At 48.6% G+C, this 25,604-nt stretch carries 28 protein-coding genes; 24 read left to right on the top strand and 4 right to left on the bottom strand.

The window, feature by feature from the left end; translation table 11 throughout:
- Nucleotides 1-20 precede the first annotated feature (20 nt).
- Nucleotides 21-155, bottom strand: coding sequence for a YqzM family protein (locus tag IC21_RS16195; protein ID WP_017552601.1), 135 nt, complete (start codon nt 153-155; stop codon nt 21-23).
- A gap of 268 nt (nt 156-423) precedes the next feature.
- Between IC21_RS16195 and holA the strand changes: the two genes are divergently transcribed.
- Nucleotides 424-1,449, top strand: coding sequence for a DNA polymerase III subunit delta (gene holA / locus IC21_RS06765; RefSeq protein ID WP_013859706.1), 1,026 nt, complete (start codon nt 424-426; stop codon nt 1,447-1,449).
- A 38-nt stretch (nt 1,450-1,487) separates the two neighbouring features.
- On the opposite strand, the gene rpsT is transcribed toward holA, so the two are convergent.
- Entirely contained in the window at nt 1,488-1,748 is a 261-nt protein-coding gene (rpsT, locus tag IC21_RS06760; protein WP_017552603.1) for a 30S ribosomal protein S20, read from the bottom strand.
- Between the two features lie 135 nt (nt 1,749-1,883).
- On the opposite strand from rpsT, the gene gpr reads away from it, so the two are divergent.
- The 11 genes from gpr (at nt 1,884) to mtaB (ending at nt 15,630) form a co-directional block, all read left to right on the top strand.
- On the top strand, nt 1,884-3,035 hold the full coding sequence (gpr, locus tag IC21_RS06755; RefSeq protein WP_050996503.1) for a GPR endopeptidase: 1,152 nt from the start codon (nt 1,884-1,886) through the stop codon (nt 3,033-3,035).
- Nucleotides 3,036-3,138: 103 nt separating this feature from the next.
- The gene (locus tag IC21_RS06750; RefSeq protein ID WP_019720546.1) at nt 3,139-4,341 is read left to right on the top strand and encodes a stage II sporulation protein P; all 1,203 of its coding nucleotides are present in this window, start codon (nt 3,139-3,141) and stop codon (nt 4,339-4,341) included.
- A 125-nt stretch (nt 4,342-4,466) separates the two neighbouring features.
- Nucleotides 4,467-6,299, top strand: a complete 1,833-nt coding sequence (gene lepA / locus IC21_RS06745) for a translation elongation factor 4 (protein WP_371729402.1) — start codon at nt 4,467-4,469, stop codon at nt 6,297-6,299.
- Nucleotides 6,300-6,390: 91 nt separating this feature from the next.
- Complete coding sequence (gene hemW, locus IC21_RS06740) at nt 6,391-7,524, top strand: radical SAM family heme chaperone HemW (RefSeq protein ID WP_029141911.1); 1,134 nt, start codon at nt 6,391-6,393, stop codon at nt 7,522-7,524.
- 99 nt (nt 7,525-7,623) lie between these two features.
- Nucleotides 7,624-8,652 (top strand): heat-inducible transcriptional repressor HrcA, encoded by a 1,029-nt coding sequence (gene hrcA / locus IC21_RS06735; RefSeq protein WP_029141910.1) that lies wholly within the window; start codon nt 7,624-7,626, stop codon nt 8,650-8,652.
- 108 nt (nt 8,653-8,760) lie between these two features.
- Nucleotides 8,761-9,423 carry a nucleotide exchange factor GrpE gene (gene grpE / locus IC21_RS06730; RefSeq protein WP_029141909.1) on the top strand — a complete coding sequence of 221 codons (663 nt, stop codon included), beginning with the start codon at nt 8,761-8,763 and terminating at the stop codon, nt 9,421-9,423.
- A 34-nt stretch (nt 9,424-9,457) separates the two neighbouring features.
- The gene (dnaK, locus tag IC21_RS06725; protein ID WP_029141908.1) at nt 9,458-11,284 is read left to right on the top strand and encodes a molecular chaperone DnaK; all 1,827 of its coding nucleotides are present in this window, start codon (nt 9,458-9,460) and stop codon (nt 11,282-11,284) included.
- 131 nt (nt 11,285-11,415) lie between these two features.
- Nucleotides 11,416-12,552, top strand: a complete 1,137-nt coding sequence (dnaJ, locus tag IC21_RS06720) for a molecular chaperone DnaJ (protein ID WP_029141907.1) — start codon at nt 11,416-11,418, stop codon at nt 12,550-12,552.
- A 22-nt stretch (nt 12,553-12,574) separates the two neighbouring features.
- Nucleotides 12,575-13,513, top strand: a complete 939-nt coding sequence (gene prmA / locus IC21_RS06715; protein ID WP_029141906.1) for a 50S ribosomal protein L11 methyltransferase — start codon at nt 12,575-12,577, stop codon at nt 13,511-13,513.
- Between the two features lie 6 nt (nt 13,514-13,519).
- Nucleotides 13,520-14,272, top strand: coding sequence for a 16S rRNA (uracil(1498)-N(3))-methyltransferase (locus tag IC21_RS06710; RefSeq protein WP_013859695.1), 753 nt, complete (start codon nt 13,520-13,522; stop codon nt 14,270-14,272).
- A gap of 5 nt (nt 14,273-14,277) precedes the next feature.
- Nucleotides 14,278-15,630 carry a tRNA (N(6)-L-threonylcarbamoyladenosine(37)-C(2))-methylthiotransferase MtaB gene (mtaB, locus tag IC21_RS06705; protein ID WP_029141905.1) on the top strand — a complete coding sequence of 451 codons (1,353 nt, stop codon included), beginning with the start codon at nt 14,278-14,280 and terminating at the stop codon, nt 15,628-15,630.
- Nucleotides 15,631-15,804: 174 nt separating this feature from the next.
- On the opposite strand, the gene IC21_RS06700 is transcribed toward mtaB, so the two are convergent.
- A complete protein-coding gene (locus IC21_RS06700; RefSeq protein WP_019720554.1) occupies nt 15,805-16,728 on the bottom strand; it encodes a Na/Pi symporter in 924 nt (307 codons plus the stop codon).
- 70 nt (nt 16,729-16,798) lie between these two features.
- The gene (locus IC21_RS06695) at nt 16,799-17,083 is read right to left on the bottom strand and encodes an acylphosphatase (RefSeq protein WP_029141904.1); all 285 of its coding nucleotides are present in this window, start codon (nt 17,081-17,083) and stop codon (nt 16,799-16,801) included.
- 192 nt (nt 17,084-17,275) lie between these two features.
- Here IC21_RS06695 and rpsU point away from each other — a divergent pair, with 192 nt between their 5' ends.
- The 12 genes from rpsU (at nt 17,276) to recO (ending at nt 25,331) form a co-directional block, all read left to right on the top strand.
- The gene (rpsU, locus tag IC21_RS06690; protein ID WP_017552614.1) at nt 17,276-17,449 is read left to right on the top strand and encodes a 30S ribosomal protein S21; all 174 of its coding nucleotides are present in this window, start codon (nt 17,276-17,278) and stop codon (nt 17,447-17,449) included.
- 14 nt (nt 17,450-17,463) lie between these two features.
- Complete coding sequence (locus IC21_RS06685; protein ID WP_029141283.1) at nt 17,464-17,910, top strand: GatB/YqeY domain-containing protein; 447 nt, start codon at nt 17,464-17,466, stop codon at nt 17,908-17,910.
- 193 nt (nt 17,911-18,103) lie between these two features.
- Nucleotides 18,104-18,388, top strand: coding sequence for a sporulation protein YqfC (gene yqfC, locus IC21_RS06675; protein WP_013859690.1), 285 nt, complete (start codon nt 18,104-18,106; stop codon nt 18,386-18,388).
- Between the two features lie 12 nt (nt 18,389-18,400).
- Nucleotides 18,401-19,594: a sporulation protein YqfD gene (yqfD, locus tag IC21_RS06670; RefSeq protein WP_029141903.1), complete on the top strand. Its 1,194-nt coding sequence runs from the start codon at nt 18,401-18,403 to the stop codon at nt 19,592-19,594.
- Nucleotides 19,591-20,544, top strand: a complete 954-nt coding sequence (locus IC21_RS06665) for a PhoH family protein (RefSeq protein ID WP_013859688.1) — start codon at nt 19,591-19,593, stop codon at nt 20,542-20,544. Before yqfD ends, IC21_RS06665 begins: the two co-directional genes overlap by 4 nt.
- Nucleotides 20,545-20,704: 160 nt before the next feature.
- Nucleotides 20,705-21,229, top strand: a complete 525-nt coding sequence (locus tag IC21_RS17250) for a hypothetical protein (RefSeq protein ID WP_257677554.1) — start codon at nt 20,705-20,707, stop codon at nt 21,227-21,229.
- Complete coding sequence (locus IC21_RS17245) at nt 21,222-22,106, top strand: HD family phosphohydrolase (RefSeq protein WP_257677553.1); 885 nt, start codon at nt 21,222-21,224, stop codon at nt 22,104-22,106. Before IC21_RS17250 ends, IC21_RS17245 begins: the two co-directional genes overlap by 8 nt.
- A gap of 37 nt (nt 22,107-22,143) precedes the next feature.
- Complete coding sequence (ybeY, locus tag IC21_RS06655; RefSeq protein WP_013859686.1) at nt 22,144-22,614, top strand: rRNA maturation RNase YbeY; 471 nt, start codon at nt 22,144-22,146, stop codon at nt 22,612-22,614.
- Nucleotides 22,598-22,993, top strand: a complete 396-nt coding sequence (locus IC21_RS06650) for a diacylglycerol kinase family protein (RefSeq protein WP_013859685.1) — start codon at nt 22,598-22,600, stop codon at nt 22,991-22,993. Before ybeY ends, IC21_RS06650 begins: the two co-directional genes overlap by 17 nt.
- Nucleotides 22,994-23,353: 360 nt before the next feature.
- On the top strand, nt 23,354-24,262 hold the full coding sequence (gene era, locus IC21_RS06645; protein ID WP_029141902.1) for a GTPase Era: 909 nt from the start codon (nt 23,354-23,356) through the stop codon (nt 24,260-24,262).
- A gap of 118 nt (nt 24,263-24,380) precedes the next feature.
- A complete protein-coding gene (locus tag IC21_RS16190) occupies nt 24,381-24,524 on the top strand; it encodes a YqzL family protein (protein ID WP_019720560.1) in 144 nt (47 codons plus the stop codon).
- A gap of 39 nt (nt 24,525-24,563) precedes the next feature.
- The gene (recO, locus tag IC21_RS06640) at nt 24,564-25,331 is read left to right on the top strand and encodes a DNA repair protein RecO (protein WP_029141901.1); all 768 of its coding nucleotides are present in this window, start codon (nt 24,564-24,566) and stop codon (nt 25,329-25,331) included.
- The last annotated feature ends 273 nt before the right edge of the window (nt 25,332-25,604 follow it).

Raw genomic sequence — 25,604 nt, 5'->3', positions numbered from 1 at the left:
CGGCACTGCCCGGAGCGGGGCTATCTGCCAATGATGTCTGCTGCAGTTGCAATGATAAACATCAGCGCAAAAAACAAAAAAGAGATGAGAAAACCTGCTCCGGCATCGGCGACATCATTCGTTTTCGACTGGACATCCTGCTCGAATTCGTTCATCCAAATCCCTCCCTGTTTTTTGATTATATGATAATTTCAGAACGATTTCCACCGTTTTGGATGGAGTTGTCATTCATAGATATCCGGCTGCGTGTGACAATAAGGGTACGGGTCCACCGTTAACGGAAAAGCTTCCCGGGACTGTTCCGTTAACGTTTATATAGATAAAGGGGATTTTACGGATCCCCTTTTCCATTTGTTTTCTGCTTGCAACAATGCGCCCGTTCTCTTAACATAGGGGGTAAGAAAGGTTTGGGAGCGGAACAGAATGGATGAATTATGGAAAAAGATTGAGCGCGGGCAATTTTCCCCGCTTTATTTATTGTACGGCGCAGAAGATTATTTCATTCAAAAAACGAAACAGAAATTGCTGGATTATGCGCTCACTCCGGAAGAGGCGGATTTTAATTATGCTTCGTATGACCTGGAGGAGGTGCCGGTCGAGACAGCGATCGAAGATGCGGAAACATTCCCTTTTATGGGGGAGAGGCGGCTCGTGATTGCGCACCACCCGTTTTTTTTGACTGCTGAAAAGCAGAAACAGAAAGTGGAACACCGGCTGGACAAGCTGGAAGCATACGTGAAGTCTCCCGCCCCTTACACGGTTTTCGTGCTGGTTGCGCCTTATGAAAAACTGGATGAACGGAAAAAACTGGTGAAATTGATCAAAAAGCAGGCCGCAACTTTCCAGGCAAAAAAATTAAATGAAAGGGAGCTTGAAGGGTGGCTTGTCTCCCGCGCCGCTGAAGAAGGCTGCCGGATTGGCAGGAAGGCAGTGGAACATTTGGTTTCCCTTGCCGGCACCAATATGAATGCGCTCGATCATGAAATAAATAAGCTAGCTCTATATGCCGGAAGCGGCAATGAAATAACAGATGGAATGGTGGAAATGCTGACGGCGCGGTCGCTGGAGCAAAATGTATTTGAACTCGTTGAAAAAGTGGTTCACCGCCGCATTGATGAGGCGCTCCGGATCTATTATGACCTTTTAAAACTTAATGAGGAGCCGATTAAAATATTGGCGCTCCTTGCCGGCCAGTTCCGGCTCATCTACCAGACGAAAGAACTGGCGAGGCTCGGCTACGGCCAGCAGCAAATCGCATCTTATTTAAAAGTGCATCCATACAGGGTAAAACTGGCGGCGGGGCAGGCGGGGCTTTTTTCCGCGGATGAACTGAACCGGATCATGGCGCTGCTTGCCGACAGCGACTACCGGATGAAATCGGGCGGGCTGAAAAAAGAAATGATCATTGAGATGTTTTTGTTTCAACTGCATGAAATGAAGGCAAAATAAAAAAGACGCGGATCGCGCGTCTTTTTTATTTTGGTGCGTTACGCCTGTGCGGATAATTTTTTCATCAGGCGTGATTTTTTGCGGCTTGCCGCATTTTTATGGATAAGGCCTTTAGATGCAGCTTTATCAAGGCGTTTTACCGCATCGACTAAAAGTTCTTTTGCGTTTTCGTCGTTGTTTTCAACCGCTGCTTCAAACTTTTTCACTGCCGTGCGCATGGCGGATTTTGCCGCTTTATTTTGAGCATGGTTTTTTTCGTTCACTTTTACGCGTTTAATCGCAGATTTAATGTTTGGCACCCGTTTCACCTCCTACGAGCAAACCTTGTTTGGCTCGTCCACATTCACTTTAGAACAAATGATATTGTAACAAATGGAAGACGAGATTGCAATACATTGGGCCGGAATTTGCACAAAACGAATGGTCTGCCGGGAATGGGGAAAAACAAGGATAAAGGAAACGGCAAAAAGGAGGAAGACGAACAAATGGATCTTAGTGTTTATTCCGTCCGCACAGATTTAGCGATTGAAGCGCGCGATCTTGCAGTGGAAGAGAAAGTGAAGAACCGGGAAAGCGAAGAATTGGAAGGCGTAACGGTGGAAGAACGGACCGTAAACGATATGAAAGTGACGACGGTTCAAATTTCCAAAAAAGGGGAAAAAGTCATCGGAAAAAAGGCCGGGAATTATTTGACCATTGAAATGCAGGGCATCCGCAGCGGGGATACGGACATCCAGCAAAAGGTGGAAGAAGTGTTCGCGGATGAGTTTAACCAATATTTGAAGCATATAAATATTGGAGAGGAAGCGAGCTGCCTTGTTGTCGGGCTCGGCAACTGGAATGTGACGCCTGATGCGCTCGGCCCGCTTGTTTGCGAAAAAGTACTCGTCACCCGCCATCTGTTTAAAATCGAGCCGGAAAACGTTGAATCGCGCTACAGGCCGGTGAGCGCGATTGCCCCGGGGGTCATGGGGATGACCGGAATCGAAACGAGCGATATTATATTCGGCGTCAGTGAAAAATCGAAACCGGATTTTATTATTGTCGTCGATGCACTTGCATCCCGTTCGCTGGAAAGGGTGAATGCCACGATCCAGATCTCGGATACGGGCATTCAGCCGGGATCCGGTGTTGGCAACAAGCGGAAAGAATTGTCGAAAGAAACGCTCGGGGTGCCGGTTGTTGCGATCGGCGTTCCGACAGTGGTGGACGCCGTGACGATTACAAGCGACACGATCGATTTTCTGTTAAAACATTTCGGCAAAGAAATGAAAGAATCAGGCCGGCCTTCACGGGCGCTTGCACCGGCAGGGCTTTCATTTGGGGAAAAGCGGAAGCTGACGGAAGACGATCTGCCGGGAAGTGAAGCACGGAAAATGTTCATGGGGATTGTCGGCAATCTGGATGAGCAGGAAAAGCGGAAATTGATTCACGAAGTGCTCGCGCCGCTCGGCCATAACTTAATGGTGACGCCGAAAGAAGTCGACATTTTTATGGAAGATATGGCAAATCTTCTGGCGAGCGGACTGAATGCGGCGCTCCACCCCCATGTGAACCAGGAAAATACCGGCTTTAAGACGAGATAAGTTACAGGCGCCGCCATAACCCGGGGGTGCCTCTTCTTTTCGGTGTTCTATTCTTCCATGAGATTCATAGAATGTAATAGAATCGATTGGAAAGGGTGGGACGATGAAAAGCGGCAGGCATTCCAGCCATTTTTTTATATTGAATCTGACCAGTGTGATACGCCTTATCTCCATAGTCATCCTGTCCCTTGTGCTTGTTGTCATCTTAATTGGCACGCTGACGTCTTTGAAGCCGGGTTACCGGGTTTCCTCTTCAGCCGTCAATGAAGCCGCAAAGCATCTTTCAAGCAAAACATTGTACAAGTACCTGCTGTCGGACAGCCAGCTGCTTGTGCACCATTTTCCGGATACGGACGAGCGGCCGGTCGGCAATCTTGTTTTTGAAATGCTCACCAACATCCGCTTTGAAGATCCGCGCAGCTTTCTCGGGCGTGAACTGCCAGGATTTGAAATCTTTGACAGCAAAATACTTGTTGCCGGAGACGGCGCTGACTATACCAATATGCCGATTGAATCCGTCCCGCCTGACAGCGCCTTGCAAGCGAAAGACCCGGCCACACAAAATACGGAAAAAATCGAGGAAAAAGGCGGTGCGGACGATGCAAAACGGCGGCCCGGGCGGACAACGGGCGGCAAGAAACGGGTGTTGATTTATTTTACCCATACACATGAGTCCTATCTGCCGTATTTAAAAGGCGTCACGAATCCCGACCTTGCCCAGCATTCGAAGATCAACGTAACAAAAGTCGGGGAGAGGCTCGCTGAAGATCTCGAGGACAAGGGAATTGGCGCAGAGGCAAATACGACCGATGTTTTAAAGCTGCTTGAGAAAAACCATATGCAGTATTACCAGTCTTACCAGGGATCGCGCACCGTCGTCGAATCGGCGATGAGAAACGATCGCGACCTTCAATATTTTATTGATATCCACCGCGATTCGAGAAGAAAAAAAGATACGACCGTTACCATCAATGGAAAATCGTATGCGAAAATCGCTTTTGTAATCGGCGGGGAAAACCCGAACTGGGAAAAGAATGCAAAGCTGGCTGAGGATTTGCACAACTTGATCAAAAAGAAGTATAAAAATCTGTCAAGGGGGGTCATTTTGAAAAAAGGGGCGTCGACCAACGGAAAATTCAACCAGGACTTATCGGGAAATGCTTTTTTGATTGAAGTCGGCGGTGTGGATAATACTTTTGAAGAAATGTACCGGACAATGGATGTTTTTGCCGATGTGTTCGCCGGGTATTACTGGCAGGCGGACAGTGTAAACGGCGCCGGGAGCGGGCAATCAGGAAACCGTTAGCCGTCTTGACAGGCGGTTCTTTTTTTTGCGATGCGCGGCTGATCATTTTTCGTTGAAGTCGCGCTTTCCTGCTGATATAATCAGAAATAGTGTACATGTGCCGAATACAGGAGTGAAGGTAAATGATGAACCGTGAAGAAAAATTAGACAGGCAGAGGAGGATCCGCAACTTTTCCATTATTGCACATATCGACCATGGCAAGTCGACTTTGGCCGACCGCATTCTGGAAAAGACCCACGCGCTGAGCAAGCGCGAAATGAAGGACCAGCTCCTCGATTCGATGGAACTGGAACGGGAACGCGGAATTACGATTAAATTAAATGCCGTCCGGCTGAACTATAAAGCAAATGACGGGGAAGAATACATTCTCCATTTGATTGATACTCCGGGACATGTAGACTTTACATATGAAGTGTCACGCAGCCTTGCCGCCTGTGAAGGGGCGGTACTCGTCGTCGATGCCGCGCAGGGGGTGGAGGCGCAGACGCTTGCAAATGTTTATCTTGCGCTGGATAACAATCTTGAAATTATCCCGGTCATCAATAAAATTGACCTGCCTTCCGCCGATCCGGAACGCGTCCAGCAGGAAATAGAGGATGTGATCGGCCTTGATGCGTCGGAGGCCGTTCTTGCTTCCGCTAAAGCCGGGATTGGGATTGAAGATATTCTTGAACAAGTTGTCGAAAAAGTGCCGGCGCCTGAAGGAGATCCGGACGCCCCGCTGAAGGCGCTTATTTTTGACTCGCTGTATGATCCGTACCGCGGCGTTATCGCCTATATCCGTGTAATGGAAGGCTCCGTCAAAGTCGGGGATAAGATTAAAATGATGTCAACCGGCAAGGAATTTGAAGTGACAGCGCTCGGCGTAAGCACCCCGAAACCGTTGTACATAGACGAATTAACCGTCGGTGATGTCGGGTTTCTAACGGCATCAATTAAAAATGTAAAAGACACGCGCGTCGGCGATACGATTACGGGCGCCGAAAACCCTGCAAAAGAAGCACTTCCTGGTTACCGGCGGATGAATCCGATGGTTTACTGCGGCCTGTATCCGGTAGACAGCGCGAAATTCAATGATTTGCGGGATGCCCTTGAAAAGCTGGAGTTAAATGATTCGTCGCTGCAATATGAGCCGGAAACGTCGCAGGCGCTCGGTTTCGGTTTCCGTTGCGGTTTTCTCGGGCTCCTGCATATGGAAATCATCCAGGAGCGGCTGGAACGCGAATTCAACATTGATCTCATTACCACCGCGCCAAGCGTCATTTATAAAGCCAAACTGACGGACGGCAGTGAAGTGACGGTTGATAACCCGGCGAATTTGCCGGAACCGCAGAAAATCGAATATATCGAAGAGCCGTACGTGCGCGCGTCCATTATGGTCCCGAACGATTATGTCGGCGCAGTGATGGAAATTGCCCAGGCAAAGCGCGGCGATTTTATCGATATGCAGTACCTCGATGATATCCGCGTTAATGTCATTTATGAAATCCCGCTCTCCGAGATTGTATACGACTTTTTTGACCAGCTGAAATCAAGCACAAAAGGGTATGCTTCTTTTGATTACGAATTGATCGGCTACAAACAGTCCAATCTCGTAAAAATGGATATTTTATTAAACGGGGAAAAAGTGGACGCCCTCAGTTTCATCGTCCACCGCGACTTTGCGTACGAACGCGGCAAGACGATTGTCGAAAGATTAAAAGAACTCATCCCGCGCCAGCAGTTTGAAGTGCCTGTACAGGCGGCAGTCGGCCAGAAAATTATTGCGCGTTCCAATATTAAAGCATTGCGCAAAAACGTGCTTTCAAAATGTTACGGCGGGGACATTTCCCGGAAACGGAAACTGCTTGAAAAGCAAAAAGAGGGCAAGAAAAGGATGAAGCAGGTCGGTTCTGTTGAAATCCCGCAGGAAGCGTTTATGGCTGTGCTGAAGATGGACGATACCCCGAAAAAATAACCGGGGCGGGCAGGGAGCGGATTGGCGGCTGTCCGCGCGCTCCTTTTCCCCGGGACATGCCCGTGATGAAAACAAATAAGGTTGTGATGGAATGAAAGCCGCATATATCCATGTTCCATTTTGCGAACATATTTGCTATTACTGCGATTTCAATAAATTTTTATTAAAAGGCCAGCCGGTGGATGAATACATTGAGATGCTGCTGGAAGAAATGCGGATCAAAACGGCTGAATCCCCTTGTGAAAAGCTGAGCACGGTCTTTGTCGGGGGCGGCACCCCGACAGCGCTGAATGAGCGGCAGCTTGAAAAACTGCTTGCCGGCATCCGCACGATTCTGCCTTATGACGGGGACGGGGAGTTTACGTTTGAAGCCAACCCTGGGGAAACGTCCGAAGAAAAGCTGCGCCTTCTGCATGATTACGGTGTCAACCGGCTGAGTTTCGGCGTCCAGTCGTTCAATGACCGGCTGCTCGAGAAAATCGGGCGGACCCACCGCCGGGAAGATGTGCACCGGACGATCAGTCATGCGAGAAAGATCGGCTTTTCCAATATCAGCATGGATTTGATGTTCGCGCTTCCTGGGCAGACGCTTGAAGATTTCCGTGAAACGCTTGGCGAAGCCTTGTCGATGGGGCTGCCGCATTATTCAAGTTATTCGCTGATCATTGAGCCAAAGACGATTTTTTACAATCTGATGCGGAAAGGAAAACTCCGCCTGCCGTCACAAGATGCGGAAGCGGATATGTACAGCATGTTAATGGACGAGATGGAAAAGCACGGCTTGAAACAGTATGAGATCAGCAATTTTGCCAAACCCGGCTATGAAAGCCGCCACAATCTCGTCTATTGGAACAATGAAGAATATTTCGGTTTCGGCGCCGGCGCACATGGGTATGAAAAGGGTGTCCGTCTGTCCAATTACGGCGCATTGAAGAAATATATCGGCATGCTTCGGGACGGGTGCCTCCCTGTCATGAAAAAACATACAGAGACAAAAAAAGAAAAAATGGAAGAAGAAATGTTTCTCGGGCTCAGAAAAAACGAAGGCGTCCGTTTCCGCCATTTCCGTGAAAAATTCGGGGCGGATATGAAGGAGGTTTTTGCAGGCGCGATCAAAGAAATGACAGAACGCGGGCTTCTTGAAGAAAAGGGCGGTTTTCTCCGGCTGACAAGGGAAGGGCGTTTTCTCGGCAATGAAGTCTTTGAAGCTTTTCTCCTCAGTTGACGGGCAAAGTAAATATATTGACAACAACAGGGGATTTTGTTAATTTATTTATATAAATTAGCACTCGTTTATATGGAGTGCTAACAGGGGTGATGGAAGTTGTTAACTGATCGTCAGCTGTTGATTTTGCAAGTGATCATTGATGACTTTATTCGTTCCGCCCAGCCGGTAGGTTCCAGGACGCTTTCCAAGAAAAACGGCATTTCCTTCAGTTCCGCTACGATCCGGAATGAAATGGCGGATCTTGAGGAACTCGGGTTTATTGAAAAAACACATACGTCATCCGGTAGGGTGCCTTCTGAAAAAGGGTACCGTTATTATGTCGATCACCTTCTGTCGCCACAAAAACTGGGACCGGCAGACATTTCGCAGCTTCATTCGATTTTTGCCGAAAAAATAGATGAAATGGAAGAGCTTGTGAAAAAGTCCGCCCAAATTCTTTCCGAAATGACGAATTACACGGCGATTCTGCTTGGCCCGGAAGTCAAAGATACGAAACTGAAAAATATGCAGATCGTCCCGCTGAATGAAAAAACGGCGGTTGCCATTATGATTACCGATACCGGCCGCGTGGAGAACAAGACGGTTTCGCTGCCGGAAGGATTCCGCCCGGGCGAGCTGGAAAAAATGGTCAATATTTTTAACGAACGGCTGGCCAATGTGCCGATTCCGGATTTAGAGGATAAAATATATAAGGAAGTCGCTGACATTTTGCGCAGCCATACTGAAAACTATGAATCGATCCTGAAGACCGTGATCAGCATGTTTAACGAAAACCGGCATGATAAACTTTTTGTCGGCGGGAAAGCCAATATTTTGAACCAGCCGGAGTTCCATGACCTCGAGAAAGTCCGGACCCTTTTTGATATGATAGAACGGGAAGACAGTTTTTATGACCTGGTCAAACGCGTGCCGAGTGGCATTCACGTAAAAATCGGGAGAGAAAACCAGATTTCCGAGATGGTAGATTGCAGCATGATTACAGCCACTTATTCGATCGGTGACCAGCCGGTCGGCAAAATTGCAATTTTGGGCCCTACGCGCATGGAATATTCACGTGTCATCAGTATAGTGGATTTCTTGAGCAATGATATGACCAACGCCTTGACGAAATTGTATGACAGATAGGCAATACGGGCATATTGGGTAGGGAGGCTTAAAGCGCGGGCACATGCTTTAAGTCCTTTCTTACTGGGCTTTTTTATGCCCGTCTCATTTTAAAGGGGGTGAACGCTCATGGCAGAAGAACAAAACAAACGCGCTTCAGAAGAAGTGAAAGACGAACAAAAACGGGCTTCGGATGAAGTGAAAGAAGGACAAATTGAATCCATTTTTGCGGAAGAAAAAGATACGGAAAATCCGCAGGCGGCGCCGGAGGGCGAAGGCAATGAAGCTAAAACGGCGAAGAAGCCTGAAACAGAAAATGCCGCTGAAGAACTGGAAAAAGCAAAAGAGGAGATTGAGAAATTGCGGAATGAGCTCGAACAGGCTGAAAACCGCTATCTCCGCCTGCGCGCAGATTTTGATAATTACAGGCGCCGCGTGAATCTGGACCGTGAAGCAGCCGAGAAATACAGAGCACAGGATCTGATTGTGAACCTGCTGCCGGCGCTTGACAATTTTGAACGCGCACTGTCCATGGCTGAAAGAAACGAACATACGGCCCAGTTGCTGGACGGGATGGAAATGGTCTACCGCAGCATTTTGGAGGCGCTGAAAAAAGAAGGCGCAGAACCGATTGAAGCAATTGGGAAAGAATTCGACCCGCACTATCACCAGGCGATCATGCAGGGGCAGGAAGAAGGCACTGCGTCCAACGTTGTGATTGAGGAATTCCAAAAAGGGTACATGTTAAAAGACAGGGTGATCCGCCCGTCCATGGTGAAAGTGAACGAGTAACGCGCTTTACATAATTTTTAAGGGAGGCATTATCATGAGCAAAATTATCGGCATTGACTTAGGTACGACGAACTCATGTGTCGCAGTTCTGGAAGGCGGCGAACCGAAAGTCATTCCGAACCCGGAAGGAGGCAGGACAACGCCGTCTGTTGTCGCTTTTAAAAACGGGGAACGCCAGGTAGGGGAAGTCGCAAAACGCCAGGCGATCACAAATCCGAATACGATCATTTCGATCAAACGCCATATGGGCACGACACACAAAGTCACAGCGGAAGGAAAAGAATATACGCCGCAGGAAATTTCCGCCATGATTCTGCAATACTTGAAATCATATGCGGAAGATTATCTGGGCGAAAAAGTCGAAAAAGCGGTCATTACGGTCCCTGCTTATTTCAATGATGCCCAGCGCCAGGCAACAAAAGACGCCGGGAAAATTGCCGGGCTTGAAGTCGAACGGATTATCAACGAACCGACTGCTGCAGCGCTGGCATACGGCCTTGACAAAACGGATGAGGACCAGACCATCCTTGTATTTGACCTTGGTGGCGGTACGTTTGACGTCTCCATCCTTGAACTCGGCGACGGCGTCTTTGAAGTGCACGCAACTGCCGGCGACAACCATCTCGGCGGCGACGACTTCGACCAGGCGATCATCGATTACCTTGTCAGTGAATTTAAGAAAGAACACGGCATCGACCTGTCGAAAGACAAAATGGCGCTCCAGCGTTTAAAAGATGCGGCTGAAAAAGCGAAAAAAGACTTGTCAGGGGTCACTTCCACCCAAATCTCGCTGCCGTTTATTACGGCAGGGGAATCAGGCCCGCTCCACCTGGAAATGACGTTAACCCGTGCGAAATTCGACGAACTGACGGCAGACCTTGTTGAACGGACAATGGGCCCGACACGCCAGGCATTGCAGGATGCAGGGCTTACAGCGAATGACATCGATAAAGTCATCCTAGTCGGCGGCTCAACCCGGATTCCGGCCGTTCAGGAAGCGATCCGCAAAGAAATCGGGAAAGAACCGCATAAAGGCGTCAACCCGGATGAAGTTGTAGCAATGGGTGCCGCAATCCAGGGCGGGGTATTGACGGGGGATGTGAAAGACGTCGTGCTCCTCGACGTTACGCCGCTGTCGCTCGGAATTGAAACAATGGGCGGCGTGTTCACGAAATTGATTGAGCGCAATACAACGATCCCGACTTCAAAATCGCAAATCTTTTCAACTGCAGCGGATAACCAGACAGCCGTTGACATTCATGTCCTGCAGGGCGAACGCCCGATGGCTGCCGACAACAAAACGCTCGGCCGTTTCCAATTGACCGATATTCCGCCGGCACCGCGCGGCATTCCGCAAATTGAAGTTACGTTTGATATTGATAAAAACGGGATTGTCAATGTCAGCGCAAAAGACCTTGGCACCGGCAAACAGCAAAAGATTACGATCAAATCGTCCACCACTTTGTCCGATGAAGAAATCGAACGGATGGTAAAAGAAGCGGAAGCTAACGCAGAAAAAGACAAGAAACGCAAAGAAGAAGCGGAACTCCGCAATGAAGCCGACCTGCTTGTATTCACTGCTGAAAAAACATTAAAAGAACTGGAAGGTAAAGTGGACGCATCTGAAATTTCCAAAGCCGAAAAAGCAAAGGACGAATTAAAAGCGGCCATTGAGAAAAATGATCTCAATGAAATGAGGCAGAAAAAAGATGCGCTGCAGGAAATCGTGCAGGACTTGTCCGTCAAGCTGTATCAGCAGTCAGCACAACAGCAGCAAAACACGGATGCCGGGGGAGACGGAAAAAAGGATGACAATGTTGTCGACGCTGATTTTGAAGAAGTCGATGATAATAAAAAATAACGATAAAACAATATGGCCATTTTTCAATGAGCCAGGAAAAAAGTCAAAGTCTGGTCTATTCTCGGCTTTGACTTTTTTCTTATGCGAATGCTACAATTACCTTTATGTGAACGTTTCGGGAGTGAGAAGAAATGAGTAAACGGGATTACTATGAAGTGTTGGGCGTCGCGAAAGATGCATCGAAAGACGAGATAAAAAAAGCGTACCGCAAGCTTTCCAAAAAATACCACCCGGATATTAACAAAGCGCCTGATGCTGCAGAAAAATTCAAGGAAATCCAGGAAGCGTACGAAGTGTTGAGCGATGACCAGAAACGCGCTCAATATGACCAGTTCGGGCATGCAGGGCCGAACCAGGGCTTCGGGGGCGGAAACGGTTTTGGCGGATTCAGCAGCTCGGATTTTGACAGTTTCGGTTTCGAAGATATTTTCAGCACATTCTTTGGCGGCGGCAGAAGAAATGACCCGAATGCGCCAAGGCAGGGGGCTGATTTGCAATATACGATGACGCTTGAATTTGAGGAGGCGGTTTTCGGGAAAGAGACGGACATCCAGATTCCGCGCGAGGAAACTTGTAATACCTGCCACGGAACCGGGGCAAAACCGGGGACGCATCCGAAAGAATGCCCGCACTGCCACGGAACCGGACAGCTCAATACTGAGCAACAGACACCGTTCGGCCGGATTGTGAACCGCAGGGTATGCCATTACTGCGGCGGTACCGGCAAGATCATTACAGACAAATGCAAAACTTGCGGCGGTACCGGAAGAGTGAAAAAACGCCGCAAAATTCATGTCAAAATTCCGGCCGGCATCGACGACGGGCAGCAGCTCCGCGTTGCAGGCCAGGGCGAACCGGGCATAAACGGCGGACCGGCCGGCGACCTGTACATCATTTTCCACGTCCGGCCGCATGAACTGTTCGAACGGGACGGCGACGACATCTACTGCGAAATCCCGATTACTTTTACCCAGGCTGCTTTAGGCGATGAAATCGAAGTGCCGACGTTGCACGGGAAAGTAAAATTGAAAATTCCGGCCGGCACACAATCCGGCACAAAATTCAGGCTGCGCGGGAAAGGCGTGCCGAATGTCCACGGGCACGGCACCGGCGACCAGCATGTCATCGCGAGAATTGTCACCCCAAGGAAGCTTACCGAACGGCAAAAACAACTTTTGCGCGAATTCGCCGAAGCGAGTGGAGAGGTCCCGGATGAACAAAGCAGCAATTTTTTTGACAAAATGAAACGGGCATTTAAAGGGGACTAAACAGGAATGGAGTGAGGCGTTCATGAAATGGTCGGAAATTATGATCCACACCACGAACGAAGCGGTGGATCCGATTTCGAATATTTTGTATGAAGCGGGCGCCGGCGGGATTGTGATCGAGGACTCGGATGAGCTGCTGAAAGAGCATGACGACCGGTTCGGTGAAATTTATGAACTGGATCCGGACGATTTTCCGGAAGAAGGGGTCATCATTAAAGCGTACCTGCCCGTAAACAGCTTTTTAGGTGAAACCGTCGAGGAAATCAAACAGGCGATTACCAATCTGGCCACTTTTGATATTGATATCGGCCCGAACAAGGTGACGATCAGCGAAGTGCATGAAGAAGAATGGGCAACGGCATGGAAAAAATACTACAATCCCGTGAAAATATCCGAAAAATTTACGATTGTGCCGACGTGGGAAAACTATGAGCCGGTATCAAGCGATGAGCTGATCATTGAATTGGACCCCGGCATGGCGTTCGGCACCGGTACCCATCCGACCACGGTCATGTGCATCCAGGCATTAGAACGGACGGTAAAACCGGGCGACACGGTCATTGATGTCGGCACCGGTTCCGGCGTGTTAAGCATTGCCAGCGCCCTGCTCGGAGCAGGGCGGGTGCTTGCGCTTGATCTGGACGAGGTGGCGGTCCGTGCGGCTACGCTCAATGTGAAACTCAATAAAGTCCAAAACCGGGTAACTGTCAAACAAAATGATTTGTTGAAAGGCGTAAGCGGGCAAGCCGATGTGATGGTGGCCAATATTCTTGCTGAAGTGATCGCCCGTTTTGCTGAAGAGGCATTCGGGCATGTCAAACCGGGCGGCCGTTTTATTGCTTCCGGCATCATTCGGCAAAAAAAGGACCTTGTCGTGGATGCGCTCACTTCTTCCGGCTTCACGATTGAAGAAACGATGGTCATGGAAGACTGGGTTGCGCTCATGGCAAAGCGCGGGTGAGAGGCCATGCAGCGTTATTTTTTAAACCGGCCGTATCGGGGGGAGCAGGAAATCCGCCTGGACGGCGAAAATTACCATCATATCGCGCGCGTCATGAGAATGTCCGCCGGAAGCCGCTTTTATGGTGTATTTTCAGATGAAAAAGTGTGCATTTGCGAAATCGGGGAAATCACAGGCGATGCCGTTATGGCCCGGATTACCGGATGGGAAACCGCCGTAAAAGAGCTTCCGGTCCATGTTACTGTATCATGCGGCCTTCCGAAAGCGGATAAACTGGAATGGATCATCCAAAAGGGAACCGAGCTGGGTGCCTTTCATTTTTTGCCTTTCATTGCGGAAAGATCCGTTGTAAAATGGGACACAAAGAAAGAAGCAAAAAAACGCGAACGCTGGCAAAAGATTGCCCGGGAAGCCGCAGAACAGTCGCACCGCAGCCACTTGCCCGAAATCAGCCCCCCTGTTTCTTTCCAGCAGCTGATCGAAGAAAGCCATACATATCAATATAAGCTGGTTGCTTTTGAAGAAAATGCAAAAGAAGGGGAACGGCACCGGTTTGCGGAAGTATTGTCGAACATATCGGAAGGCGGCAATGTACTGGCCGTTTTCGGGCCGGAAGGGGGCCTATCCCTTGATGAAATCCGCAGGCTTGAAGCAGCCGGATTCGTATCCTGCAGCTTAGGCCCGCGCATTTTGCGGGCGGAGACGGCGCCGTTATATGTACTTTCTGCCATAAGTTACCATTTTGAATTAATGAGGTGAAGAGGATGTCAACCGTAGCATTCCATACATTAGGATGCAAAGTGAACCATTATGAGACTGAAGCCATTTGGCAGCTGTTTAAACAAGCGGGCTATGAAAGAACCGACTTTGAAACGAATGCCGATGTCTACGTGATCAATACTTGCACGGTCACCAATACAGGAGACAAAAAGAGCCGTCAGGTCATCCGCCGGGCAGTCCGGCAAAACCCGGATGCCGTAGTTTGTGTGACCGGCTGTTATGCGCAGACATCGCCGGGCGAGATCCTCGAAATTCCCGGTGTCGATGTCGTTGTCGGCACACAGGACCGCACCAAAATGCTTGGGTATATTGAACAGTATTTGAAAGAGCGCAAACCGGTCAATGCTGTCAAAAATATTATGAAAAACCGTGTGTATGAAGAAATGGAAGTGCCGTATTTTACCGACCGGCACCGGGCTTCCCTGAAAATCCAGGAAGGCTGCAACAATTTCTGCACGTTTTGCATCATCCCGTGGGCGCGCGGCCTGATGCGGTCGAGGGATCCTGAAAAGGTCATCGCGCAAGCCCAGCAGCTTGTCGATGCAGGCTATAAAGAACTGGTTTTAACCGGCATTCATACAGGCGGATACGGCCAGGATTTAAAAGATTACAATCTTGCGATGCTGCTTCGGGACCTAGAAGAAAAAGTGCAGGGGCTGAAACGCGTCCGCATTTCGTCTATTGAAGCCAGCCAGCTGACGGATGAAGTGATTGGTGTGATTAAACATTCGAAAGTCGTTGTCCGCCATATGCATGTCCCGATCCAGTCCGGTTCCGATACGGTGCTGAAAAGAATGCGCCGGAAATATACGATGGACCAGTTCGCGGAACGGATTACCAAGTTGAAAGAAGCATTGCCGGGCCTTGCACTGACTTCTGATGTCATCGTCGGCTTCCCGGGTGAAACGGAAGAAGAGTTTATGGAAACATACAATTTCATAAAAGAACACCGGTTTGCGGAACTCCATGTTTTCCCGTACTCGCCCAGGACAGGTACGCCTGCTGCCAGAATGAAGGACCAGATTGATGAAGAAATCAAAAATGAACGTGTCCACCGCATGATCGTATTAAGCGACCAGCTGGCAAAAGAATACGCATCCCAATTTGAAAACGAGGTGCTTGAAGTCATTCCGGAAGAGCCGTTCAAAGAAGATCCGGAAAGCGGGCTGTACGAAGGCTATACCGATAATTACCTGAAAGTCGTTTTCCCGGCCACCCCGGATATGGTTGGAAAACTCGTCAAAGTGAAAATCACAAAAGCTGGGTATCCATATAATGAAGCACAGTTCGTCAGAGTGATGGACGACGTCATGCCGGCCGTAAATGAAGCCATGTAACGCAAAAACCGGATGGCGTGTTTGCCCGGAAAAAGCGCGCCTGATAAAAGGCAGCCCCATAATAGGAAAAAAAGTGCCGCATAATGGCATTGAAGAGGCCAGGGCAGTTTCCGGATAAAATGCCTGCCCTTTGAAGCACATGGCAAAAACAACCGGGCTTTTAGCCCGGTTGTTTTATTTTTTTCCGTGCAAAGCGATGATAAACCGGCCGAATCTTTCGGAAAATGGCAAAACAGCCAGTGAGGATAGAAGATTAAACAATAGGCTTGCATGGGCAAGCTGTTGTTCCGGATTAGCCGACAGCATTCGGCAAGTGTCCGCGAGCACATGCAGGAAAGGCAAGAAAACAAGCGCCCCTCCGGCATTCAGCCAGACATGGGTAAATGCCGTCAGCCTTGCTTCCTCTCCGGCCCCGATGCTGGCCAGAAGCCCGGTGATGCATGTCCCGATATTGGCCCCGAGCATGATGCTAATTCCGGTTTCAAGCGGGAATACCCCGGCTGCAAGAAAACCCATCGCCATCCCGATCGTCACGGTGCTGGACTGGATCGCTGCAGAAAGCAAGATTCCGAGTAAGAAAGCGGACAAGAGGTGGGTATTTAAAACGGTAAACAAATGCTGGACAAAAGCGGTTTTTGATACCGGCACGGCAAGCTCCTCAAATCCGCGCATTGCCCCGAACACAAGCGAGAGGCCGAACAGAATAATACCGGCGCTTTTGACGCGGCCTTTTCCGAAAAAATAGAACACTGCTCCTGCCCCCAAAAAAGGCAGGCTCAAAGAGGAGAAGTCGAAAGTCAGCAATTCGAGCGTGAAAGTCGTGCCAATATTCGTGCCCAAAATGATTCCGATCGATTGCGAAAACGTCAGCATTCCGGCAGAAACGAGCCCGACAGTGATGACCATCACGGCGGAGCTGCTTTGCAAAAGCGCCGTCAAAACCATCCCGAACAGCATGGCGGACAGCGGCCTGCCTGCCAGTTTTTTCAGTGCATTTCCGGCATGGCCGCCGGATAAGGCAAACAGCCCGGCCCGCAGCCTGTGAATGCCGAATAAAAATGTCACCGTCAACAAAAGAAATGAAAGTAAATAAAGCATGTCCTTCCCCCCTTATGATCATATGGAAAGGGGGTATCGAACATGCCTTTTTATTATTTGGAAAATCCATTTAATACAACACACGAAAATCACGGTACTGTTCTTGCTGCTGTAAATAGTCAATATCCATTCCGGTTACTTTTGCAAAGCGCGACGGCCCTTTTTTCAGCCCGCGGATAAATTGTTCCATCTCTTTTTTCCTGCCTTGTGCCATCACTTCGACAGTGCCATCGTCTTTGTTGCGGACCCACCCGCATATATTGTATTGCTTTGCCAAAAATTGGGTGTGGTAGCGGAAGCCGACGCCCTGTACCCTTCCTGAAACAATGATATGTGCCGTTTCCTGTTGTTCCATCGTCTTCCTCCAATCGTTCTTTGATCTCTATTATACCAAAAGGAGGAACAGGCGGGGCAAATAAGGCAAAAGCCAAATCACGAAAGACAAGGCGCAAATGTTGACCGGTTATGGAGGATATTATATAATAATAAAGTGCACGGGTTGCTCAACCTGACATGTAACCGTTTGTGTTCGGAGGGAGGGAAAGAAATGTCTAAAACTGTCGTTCGAAAAAACGAGTCGCTTGATGATGCGCTTCGCCGCTTTAAACGTACTGTTTCGAAAACCGGAACTTTACAGGAATACAGAAAGCGCGAATTTTATGAAAAACCAAGCGTAAGACGCAAAAAGAAATCAGAAGCTGCTAGAAAACGTAAGTGGTAAGAGAGGGTGGAATGATGAGTCTTCTCGAGCGTTTAAATAGCGATATGAAGCAAGCGATGAAGAACAAAGATAAAGAAAGACTCTCCGTAATTCGTATGCTTAAGGCAGCTGTTCAAAACGAAGCGATCAGGCTCGGAAAAGACGGTTTGACGAATGATGAAGAGTTGACAGTCCTTTCTCGCGAAGTGAAGCAACGGAAAGACTCCCTCCAGGAATTTAAAAATGCAGGTCGCAGTGACCTTGTTGAAAAAGCAGAAAAAGAATTGGCATATGTGAACGCATATTTGCCGGAGCAGCTTTCTGAAGACGAAGTGCGTGAAATTGTCCGGCAGACCATTGAAGAAGTGCATGCCGGGTCTAAAGCTGATTTCGGAAAAGTTATGGGAGCCGTCATGCCGAAAGTAAAAGGCAAAGCTGACGGTACGGTTGTAAGAAATATTGTGCAACAGCAATTATCCTGACCTTTCTCATATAAGCCGGAAATCAATATGATTTCCGGCTTTTCGTTGTGCTTTTTACCGCACCTTTGCCGTATCCTTGAACCGGAAACACGGGTTTCCAAACGGTCCCGGACGTTTCGGACAAAAAAACTGCAAATAAAGTGATGAACCCCTTTTTTATTTCATAAATATGAGATGAAAGGGGGTTCTTTTTATGGCGAAAAAATGGCGGCAGCATTTGCAAAACTGGATGTCACAAAAAATGGACCTTCCGCAGGATGTCATGATGGACCTACCGAGAATCACGATGATCGGCCAAATTCATATTTATGTTGAGAACCACCGCGGCCTTTTGACTTTTTCCGATAAAGAAGTCCGGCTGCTTTTAAAAAACGGGCAGCTCTTAATCAAAGGCCGGTCTTTTGTCATCAAAACGATCTTGCCCGAAGAAATTTTATTGGAAGGCAAAATAGATGAAGTGTTGTATTTGAACGGATAGGGGTGGCTTTGGTTGAAAAATCATTGGGTAACTTTTTTACAGGGGTCGGTGGCTGTAAAAATTGAGGGAAAAGGGATCGAACGCTTTATCAACCAGCTGACAAGAGCCGGCCTCGCTGTTTGGAATGTCAGGCGGCAGGGCACCATGGCCGTCACGTTCGAATTGCGCCTTTCAGACATTCACCAGCTCAGAAAAGCAGTAAGGGGACAAGATTTGCATGTCCGCTTTTTAAGGGGGCGCGGCGTTCCTTTTTTATGGAAAAGGACGCTGAAAAACGCCGGATTCCTGTTCGGCTTTTTTCTCTTTCTTGCCGTGATCACGGTGCTTTCCAACATGGTTTGGGGCGTGGAGATCAAAGGCGCAACGCCAAAAACCGAGCACGAAATCCGCAAACAATTGGACAAACTGGGCATTCAAACAGGGCATTCACAGTTTTTTCTCGATGATATTGAAACCATCCAGCGCAAGCTGACAAACAATCTTCCGGACGTGACATGGGTCGGCGTGGAGCTGCGCGGGACAACCTATCATTTTACCGTTGTGGAGAAAAACATGCCGGAACCGGTGAAAAATCCGGGCCCACAGCATCTTGTCGCTTCACAGAAAGCGGTGGTGGAAAATATGTTTGTTGAAAAAGGCAAGCCGGTTGTAAAAATTAACCAGTATGTCAAAAAAGGCCAGCTGCTTGTTTCCGGTGTCATTGGGAATGATAAAGAAAAATACCCTGTGGCAGCCAAAGGGAAAGTATACGGAAAAACGTGGTATAAAACGGCGGTTGAACTTCCGCTTTCCTCCCGTTTTCAAGTGTATACCGGCAATGCAGCCCAAAAATATTATATTGGAATCGGCTCGATGAAGCTGCACATATGGGGCTTCCGGACCCCCCGTTTTAAACAGTACCGGACATCGGAAGAAGCAGAAAAGGTCAAGTTTTTAAAATGGACATTGCCGGTCCGCTTTATCAGGGAAACGGTCCGCGAGAAAGAAGAGCGGGACAGAAATTATACCAAAAAAGAGGCTGAAACAGAAGCAAAAAAATTAGCAAGGCAGGATTTGCGCAAAAAACTGCCAAAAGAAGCAACCGTTACGGATGAATATGTTTTGCAAGAACATGTCCGCAATGGTACATTAAAAATGATGATTTATTACGAAGTAGTAGAAAATATCGCAATCGCAAAACCAATTGCTCAAGGAGACTTAGAATGACAGAAGAAAGTACGGCAAAACTTCAATTGGAGAATACAAACGAAGCAGTGCTTTTATTCGGCATTTCCGACCATCATCTGAAAATGCTCGAGGATGCCTACGGGGTCCATATCCTCACCCGCGGCGAAACGATCCAGGCAAGCGGCAAAGAAGATGCGGCGGAAAGGGTGATCGCCGTCATGTCCGAACTGCTTGGTTTGATTAAAAAAGGCATCACGATCAGCGGGCGCGATGTGCTTTACGCTGTCGAAATGGAAAAAAAGGGCCATCTTGAATATTTGGGAAGCCTGTACGAAGAAGAAATTGCCCGGAATGCGAAAGGGAAAGCGATCCGGATCAAGACATTCGGGCAGCGCGACTATATCCAGGCGATCCGCCATCATGACCTTGTGTTCGGCATCGGCCCGGCCGGAACGGGAAAAACGTATTTGGCCGTTGTAATGGCGGTGAATGCTTTAAAAAGCGGCGAGGTAAAAAGGATTATTTTAACCCGCCCGGCTGTTGAAGCCGGGGAAAGCCTCGGGTTTTTGCCGGGGGATTTGAAGGAAAAAGTCGATCCGTATTTGCGCCCGCTCTATGATGCATTAAACGATGTGCTCGGCGCGGAGCACACACAGCGCCTGATTGAAAGGGAAACAATCGAAATTGCCCCGCTTGCCTATATGCGCGGGCGCACACTTGATGATGCGTTCGTCATTCTCGATGAAGCGCAGAATACGACACAGGCACAAATGAAAATGTTTCTGACCCGCCTCGGTTTTCACTCCAAAATGGTGATTACAGGGGACAGAACGCAGATTGACCTGCCAAAAGGCGCGGAATCCGGCCTTTTGACAGCTGAAAGAGTGCTGGAGAAAGTCCGCGGCATTTCGTTCGTCTATCTGGAAGAAAGCGATGTCGTCCGCCACCCGCTTGTTGCGAAAATTATCGAAGCTTATCAAAACGCATAACCCGGGCCGTGGCACCCGGGTTGTTTTGCCATGCATTTTTGCCGGAAAACTGATATGATGGAACCGTTAAGAGCGATTGCAAAAGGCGGTGTATGAAAAGCAAATGAAAATTCCCGGGCAAATGGGCAGGTTGCGGATGATGTTAAGCTTTAAATGATTCGTGATCCTGTTTTTACTGGCCCTTATTTTATTCGGCATTTTTTATCCGAACATTAGGCCCCAGACGTATGATATCAAACTGTTTTCAGTTGCGAACAATACAATCCGTTCTCCGAAAACGGTCATCGACGAAGAAAAAACAAAAGAAGAAAAACAGCTGGCGGCCGCTAGTGTTGCGAAAGTCTATACGTTTGACAGCGGCCCGGCACAAAACCGGCTTGTCATGGCCGGCCTGATTCTTGTCATTGCCCTTGCGTTAATGAAGATGGCAGGGATCTTGACCCATCTTGAGATTCCGGGCATCGAGTACGCCTATCCGGCTGCAATGGTGCCGCTGCTCGCCCGGATTTTGCTCAGGGACCGTTCCGCCTTTTTGCTTTCAGCCCTGCTTGCCGCTTGTGCGAGCATCGAATTTCACGGTGACATTGCAGATACATTTAACGCCGAGATGGTTGTATACGCACTTATTACAGGGACAGGAGGCATTTTGCTTTTGCCGAAACGACCGGAGCACGCGTTTGTTTAAAACCGGGATTTTTGCAGCGCTATTGAATGTGCTTGCGGTAGGTGCCATCTATTTTTTGAATGCCGGCCAGATCGTAAAGATGGACTTTTTATATACCCTTTCATTTGCGTTTCTTTCCGGCATTTTGTCCGCCGTGCTTGTGATGGGGTTGCAGCCTTTTTTTGAAGCGGCGTTCGGCATTTTGTCGCCGATCCGCCATGTGGAGCTGTCCAATCCGAACCACCCGCTTTTGAAGAAGATTTTGACGGAAGCACCGGGCACGTATCACCATAGCCTGATGGTTGACAATCTTGCCGAAGCGGCTTGTGAAGCGATCGGGGCGAATGGTCTCCTTGCCAGGGTCGGCAGCTATTATCATGATATTGGGAAAACAAAACGGCCGCATTTTTTTATCGAAAATCAGCTGAATATCCCGAATCCGCATGACCGCCTTTCGCCTGAAACAAGCAGGGATATTATCATTGCCCATGCAAAAGACGGGGCAGAAACATTGAAAAAATATAAGCTGCCGAAAGCTTTTTCGGATATTGCCGAACAGCATCACGGCACGACTTTGCTGAAGTATTTTTACCATAAAGCAAAAGCGCAAAACCCGGATGTGAAAGAAGAAGCGTTCCGTTACCCGGGCCCGAAGCCGCAGACGAAAGAAGCGGCTGTCATCAACATTGCGGACAGCGTGGAAGCGGCTGTCCGATCCATGAACCATCTGACGCCCGATGACATTCAAAATTTAGTCGGCAATATCGTGCAAGGGCGCATTATGGATGGGCAATTTAATGAATGTGACATTACCCTGAAAGAACTGGAGACCGTTAAACGCACGCTTTGCGAGACGCTTAACGGCATCTTTCATTCAAGGATCCAGTATCCGAAATAAGGGTATCCCGTAAAAATAACGAAAAAGGATGGCTGACATGACATTATCACTCGATATGATGGATGAAACAAATGAGCTGAAAGCGGAGCATCTCGAGCTTGTCCGGACATTGCTCGATTATGCAGCCCGGCAGGAAGGGGTGGAGGACGGCACCGAGTTGTCGGTAACTTTTACGGATAATGAAGGGATCCGCGAAATCAACCGCGATTACCGCGGCAAAGACCAGCCGACCGATGTCATTTCGTTCGCGCTTGAAGAAATGGGGGAAGGGGAGATCGAAATTACCGGTGCAGAAATGCCACGCGTGCTCGGGGATATTATCATTTCCGTGCCGCGGGCAAGGGAGCAGGCAGGAGAGTACGGGCATTCGTTTGAAAGGGAACTCGGCTTTTTGGCGGTTCACGGATTTCTTCACCTGCTCGGCTATGACCATATGACAAAAGAAGATGAAACGGAAATGTTCGGGCGCCAAAACGAGATCCTCGATCGCTATGGACTTAAACGATAAAAAAATCCCGAAATACCGCACCCCTTTCCGGCCGGCTGTGGAGGGGCTGTTTGCAACCATCCGGCAGGAACGGAATTTCCGTTTTCATCTTCTGGCGGCGTTATGCGCTTGTTTGCTCGGATTTTTCTTCTCCCTTTCCAAAACAGAGTGGATCGCCATTTTATTTTCCATTTTCGGCGTGATTGCAATGGAGCTGATGAACACAGCAATTGAGCGGGCGGTTGACCTTACCGTGGGGCATAAATACCATCCGCTTGCCAAGCTTGCGAAAGATGCAGCGGCGGCGGCGGTCCTGATGTGGGCCGTGCTTGCGGCCATTATCGGCTGCATCGTATTTCTTCCAAAATTATGGCATGTATTCCAGGGAGCGGCTTTTTAATGCGGCTTCTTTTTTATGGCCCGCTTCTCCCCACCTGAAAAAGCAGATGGCGGATCCGGCCGGGCTGCCGTACAGTTAGGGGCGCCAACGGGATCTGCCGCAATTTGAAAGGCGCAGGCCGTTGCGCTAAAATAAAGGTAATCGCATTGCTTGAAAACGGCCATGGCATGCAAGTGACGCTAAAATCAGTGCAAACACGCCACGAGTCGACAATATTTTCACGAACCTTTAAAATATTCAAAAGTAATGAAAAATACATTTTAACTTTTGGTCATATTTGTAGTAAAATATAGGTAAGGGGAAAAGATATGGAAACAATGGTAAAGCTGCTTTCGGGCGCTTATTCAACGGAGGATTTGCATGGAACAACCAACATATAAATCAGGCTTTATTTCTATCATTGGACGCCCGAATGTCGGGAAGTCCACTTTCATCAACCAGGTGGTCGGGCAAAAAATCGCCATCATGAGCGATAAGCCGCAGACCACAAGGAATAAGATACAGGGCGTTTACACAGCTGATGATGCACAGATGATTTTTATTGATACACCTGGCATTCATAAACCGAAGCATAAGCTTGGCGACTTCATGGTAAAATCAGCCACGGACACATTAAAAGAAGTGGACCTGATTTTATTTATGGTCAATGCGGAAGAAAAACGCGGCCGCGGCGACGAGTACATTATCGACCTGCTTAAACACGTGCGCACGCCTGTTTTTTTGGTCATCAACAAAATTGACCTCGTCCATCCGGATGATTTGCTTGCCTTTATTGAACAGTACAAAGATTTATACCCGTTCCGTGAAGTGGTCCCGATTTCCGCGCTCGGAGGAAATAACGTCGGCCGGCTGCTCGGTGCCATCAAGGAATATTTGCCGGAAGGGCCGCAGTATTATCCGGCGGACCAGGTGACGGACCATCCGGAACGGTTCATCATTTCGGAACTGATCCGCGAAAAAGCATTGCAGCTTACAAGAGAAGAAGTGCCGCATTCGATTGCAGTTGTCATTGAGAAAATAGAGCAGGCGGAGAACAAGGATGTCATCCGCGTGATGGCGACGATCGTTGTCGAACGGCCGTCCCAAAAGGGGATTATCATCGGCAGGCAGGGAAGTATGTTGAAAGAGATCGGCAAAAGAGCAAGGGCTGATATTGAAAATTTGCTCGGGTCGCAAGTTTATTTGGAATTATGGGTAAAAGTGCAGAAAGATTGGCGGAATAAAATCAGCCAGCTGCGCGATTTCGGTTTCCGGGAAGACGAATATTGATTTTGGCGCCCGCTTTTGGTTGTAAATTTTTACCCCGAATGTTTGCATGTCCCCTGGTGAAGCTATTAAAGACTTTTAATGAAATTTCATGACCTACAACATGAAAGGCGTGGTGAATATGTTAGAATTTACCTGGAAAGTCTTTGCGGATACCGGCAATATTGATACGTACCTGCTTTTTAAGGAACTGGAAAGGGACCGGCGCCAGGACCGGTATGAACGTGACGAAGATCCGGCAGATGCGGATTTTTCCATTATTTAAGGATATGCCGCACTGCCTGCCGGGCAAGAGGTGGAGAGGTTGTTTGAAAAATGTGAAGGGATCGTCATTAAAAATACCGACTACGGCGAATCCAATAAAATCCTGCATATTTACACGAGAGAATTTGGGAAGCTGGGCTTTATGGCGCGCGGAGCCAAAAAGCCGAACAGCCGGCTGGCTGCGGTTTCCCAGGTTTTTACATATGGGAATTTCCTTTTTCAGCCGTCGCGCGGCCTTGCCACCCTTCAGCAGGGAGAGGCCGTCTCACCGATGCGCCATATCCGCGAAGATATTTTTAAAACGGCGTATGCCGCCTATGTGGTGGAACTTTTAGGCCGGGCGGTTGAAGATAGAAAAAAGAATCCGTTTGTGTTCGAACTTTTGCTCCGGACACTCGAATATATTGATGAAGGCTATGACCCGGAAATTATCAGGGACATCTTTGAAATGAAGATGCTGAATGTGCTCGGCATGTACCCGGTGATGGACCGATGTGCGGTATGCGGAAACACGGAAGGGCCCTTTGCGTTTTCCATCCGGGAAAATGGCCTTCTTTGCCACCGCTGTTTTGCGCGCGACCCGTACCGGCTTCCGTTGCCACAGCCGGTTATCCGCCTGCTCCGGCTTTTTTATTTTCTGGACATCAACCGGCTCGGTAGCATTTCTGTCAAAGACTCGACAAAAAAAGAACTGAGAACGGCCATTTCCATGTATTATGATGAATATACCGGCCTGCAATTGAAAGCCGGCCGGTTTCTCAACCAGATAGAGGCGCTTGAAAAAAAGCTTGGGCCGGACAATGCATAAGGCTTCCCCGTATAGAAGGGAAAAGGAGGGCTCTCCTTTCTGCCCAGGGCTGGATGATGCATCATGCACGGCCCGCGGTTTGGTTTCAAACTGTTTTTGCCTGGCCGTAAAATGCATGACCCGCTATTGGAGTATACGCAGCTGTCTTCCGAAATATCAATGGCATTTTGATGTATAATGATGGTATGTGTAAAATTTTACTCGAAGGGGCAAAAGAGTGGAAAAAAATGGGAAGACACTCTACTATCTAAATGTACACCCTGAATGAACATC

It is taken from the genome of Heyndrickxia coagulans DSM 1 = ATCC 7050 (assembly GCF_000290615.1).
GTDB lineage: Bacteria > Bacillota > Bacilli > Bacillales > Bacillaceae_C > Weizmannia > Weizmannia coagulans.
Note: the sequence above shows the minus strand (reverse complement) of the source record. Positions and strands in the feature narration are given on the sequence as shown.